Genomic DNA, 3,006 nt, shown 5'->3' with positions numbered 1-3,006 from the left:
GACTCCTTCCTGAACTTCTTCCGCTCCTCGGCCGTCACCGTGAAGGTCGAAGGCCTGTACGTCAGCCTCGACCGCAACCGCACCGGCCTGCCGCTCGTCGGCGGCGCCATCAACAGCGGCGTGCTCGAGCCCGTCTACAGCACCGTCGCCAGCAACCGGAACACCAACGACTTCGCCGTCGTCCGCGCTGGCCTGAACTACAAGTTCGGCGGCTTCTGATCCGGGGAGCGGGAAGGACGGGCGGCGCGGGGGGATCGGTCCTCTCTCGCGTCGCCCGCAGCAAGCACGACCCGCCTTCCGGTCCGGCCACAGCGTCCCCCGGCCCGATCAGCTTGGCAGCTTTGGCCAACTGGCGCCCTGGAGCTTCCCGCTTCAGGGCGCTTCTCGTTGTCGGCACCGGGACGACGGCGTCGTCCGGATCCGCGATCCGAACGCCCGGGCGGCCGCGGAGGCGAGGCCCGCGAGCCAGTCGCCCGCGCGACGCGCGAGACCCGCCCCCCTCGACAGGCCGTCCCCGACGGCTATCCTGCCGGGATGCCGCTCCCGACCGCGATCCTGTTCATCGCCGCTCTGACGGCCGCCGCGCTGGCGGCGGTCGGCTGGTGGATGGATCCGGCGGCTCCCGCGCTCGGTCCGTGGTTCATCGGCCGGCTGAGCGAGGGCGGCCTCTGGACGGGTCTCGTGCTCTTCCTGCTCGTGGCCGCCTACTTCGTCTGGCGCGGGAACCACCCCGGCCGCGGAACGCCGCGCTAGAGCCGGCGGCCTGCCCTTCCGGATCATCGCGGCGCTCCCGAACGTTCATGGCACGGAGCTGCGCATCGCAGCCCGTCATGTGGGAGGGGGAAGATGAGCGGGGAGACCGTCCCGAACCGATCGGAGGCCGGCGACCCGGGCGAGCGAGCCCGCGCGATCATCGCCGAGAAGACGACGGCGCTGAGGGCCGCCCGAGCCGGCGTCTGGACCTACGATCCCGGCGACGACCGCCTCCGCTACTGCCTCGGCGCGGCGCGGGCGTTCGGCCTCCCGAGCGAGACCCGGCTGATCGGACTGCCCCTGGCCGACCTCGCCGGAGCCGTGCATCCCGACGACGGGCCGCACTACCGCGCGCAGGTCTCCGCCCCCCTGAGGAGCGGCCGCGGCATCGAGGCGACGCTGCGGACGCGCCCGGACGGGGACACGTCCCGGCAGATCCTTCTGCGCGGCACCGCGCTCCCCGACGACAGTCCGCACGGGGTCCAGGTCAGCGGCATCGTCGTGGAGCTCCCCGAGGAAGACACCCCCGCGGCGCCGGGGGACGGGCCGTCGCTCGGGCCCGGCACACCGCCCGGCGCACCCGCGCCGGGTCTCGTCCAGGGCATCGAGCATCTGCTCGCCGGGCGGGCCTGCCTGGCGGAGGGGCCCGGTCCGGAACGGAAGGCGCTGCCGTTGATCGACGTGCTGCTGCGGGAACTCGGACGGATCCTCGCACAGAGCCTGCACGCCGACGACCGGCGTGGGCGGGATCCGGGAGAGCGCGGGTGACGGGTCCGCACGAGTCGGGGGCGAGGATGCCCCTGGATGCCGAGACCGAGACGCTGCTCAAGCGGATCGCCGACCGCCTCGGCTGTTCCGTGGACGACTTCTTCGGCGCCAGCACCGCGGCGAGCGAGAGCGCGGCGCTGGGCGAGTTGCTGCACCTGTGGCAGCGCGCATCCCAGGCCTCGCGACGACGCATCCTCGACTTCGCCCGTCGGGCGGCGGGGCAGGACGGCGACCGCGACGGTCCGGCGGATTAGAGCGCCCGCCGCGGAAGCGGATGCTCAGCAGGTTCGCGTTGGCGCGCCACACGGTACACGACAGTGCGTGCCGGGCGCCGCATCCAACCCTGTTCCTCATCCTTGTAAGTCTTTGCGCATCCGATTTGGTAAGGTCGGATCTGCGGCGGCGGGCAGGACCCCGGCTCATCCTGGGGCATTGAAGCCCGCACCTCAGCTTGGGAGCCTGCCCGCCCATTCCACGACCCCGGACAGTCGCTCGGGCCGCAAGAGCCCGGTTGCGCAAGGGTGGGGCGGAATGGCGCTGGTGTGTGTCGGCATCGACGTGTGCAAGGCGCGGCTGGACGTGCATGTCCTGCCGCAGGGTCAGGCCTTCGCGGTTGCCCGCGACGGCACGGGCCTGAACGATCTGGTGACGCGCCTGCAGGCGCTGGGGCCGGATCTGGTGGCGATCGAGGCGACCGGCGGCTTCGAGCAGGTGGCGGCGGCAGCCCTGGCGGGCGCGGGTCTGCCGCTGGTGGTGGTCAATCCGGCCCAGGTCCGGCACTTCGCCAAGGCGTTGGGCCAGCGGGCCAAGTCGGATCCGATCGACGCGGCCGTGATCGCCCGGTTCGCGGCCGCCACGCAGCCGGCGGTGCGGCCGCTGCCGGATGCGGCCACGCGGATGCTGGCGGATCTGGTCGCCCGGCGCCGTCAGATCGTCGAGATGCTGGCGTCCGAGAAGAACCGGGCCCCGCGCACCGAGGCGGCGCGGATCGCCAGGAGCATCGCCCGGCTGATCAAGGCGCTGGAGAAGGAACTCGCCGCGATCGACGCCGAGATCGACACGGGCGTGCGCGGCTCGCCGGCCTGGCGCGCCACCGAGGACCTGCTCGCCTCGGTGCCGGGGGTCGGGCCGGTCACGGCGCGCACGCTCCTGGCCGAGCTGCCCGAACTCGGCCGGCTCAAGACCAAGCAGATCGCCGCGCTGGCCGGCCTCGCCCCGTTCGTGCGCGAGTCCGGCAAGGGGAAGGGCCGCGCCATGGTGTCGGGCGGGCGCAAGAGCGTGCGCACGGCCCTGTTCCTGGCAGCCCTCACCGCCTGCCGGCACAACCCCGTGCTCAAGCGGTTCCGCGACCGGCTCGTGGCCGCCGGCAAGCCCAAGATCGTCGCCGTCGTCGCCGTCGCCCACAAGCTCCTCTCCATCCTCAACGCCATGATCCGGGACCAGAAACCATGGCAACCCGCTTGACAGCCAACACAGTCGCTGAGG

At 72.9% G+C, this 3,006-nt stretch carries 4 protein-coding genes and 1 pseudogene; all 5 read left to right on the top strand.

Features of this window, described 5'->3' with window-relative positions:
* A pseudogene (locus tag Q8W71_RS32725) lies at positions 1-219 on the top strand (porin family protein); the annotation flags it as partial.
* Between the two features lie 315 nt (positions 220-534).
* Positions 535-753 carry a hypothetical protein gene (locus tag Q8W71_RS32720; protein ID WP_305529465.1) on the top strand — a complete coding sequence of 73 codons (219 nt, stop codon included), beginning with the start codon at positions 535-537 and terminating at the stop codon, positions 751-753.
* Between the two features lie 93 nt (positions 754-846).
* Complete coding sequence (locus tag Q8W71_RS32715; RefSeq protein ID WP_305529464.1) at positions 847-1,521, top strand: hypothetical protein; 675 nt, start codon at positions 847-849, stop codon at positions 1,519-1,521.
* Between the two features lie 26 nt (positions 1,522-1,547).
* A complete protein-coding gene (locus tag Q8W71_RS32710; protein WP_305529463.1) occupies positions 1,548-1,775 on the top strand; it encodes a hypothetical protein in 228 nt (75 codons plus the stop codon).
* A gap of 277 nt (positions 1,776-2,052) precedes the next feature.
* Positions 2,053-2,985, top strand: a complete 933-nt coding sequence (locus Q8W71_RS32705) for a transposase (protein ID WP_305526449.1) — start codon at positions 2,053-2,055, stop codon at positions 2,983-2,985.
* Positions 2,986-3,006: the final 21 nt, after the last annotated feature.

It is taken from the genome of Methylobacterium amylolyticum, from assembly GCF_030700245.1.
In the GTDB taxonomy this organism is placed as follows: domain Bacteria; phylum Pseudomonadota; class Alphaproteobacteria; order Rhizobiales; family Beijerinckiaceae; genus Methylobacterium.
The sequence above is the reverse complement of the archived record's forward strand: the minus strand, read 5'-3'. Positions and strand labels throughout refer to the sequence as shown.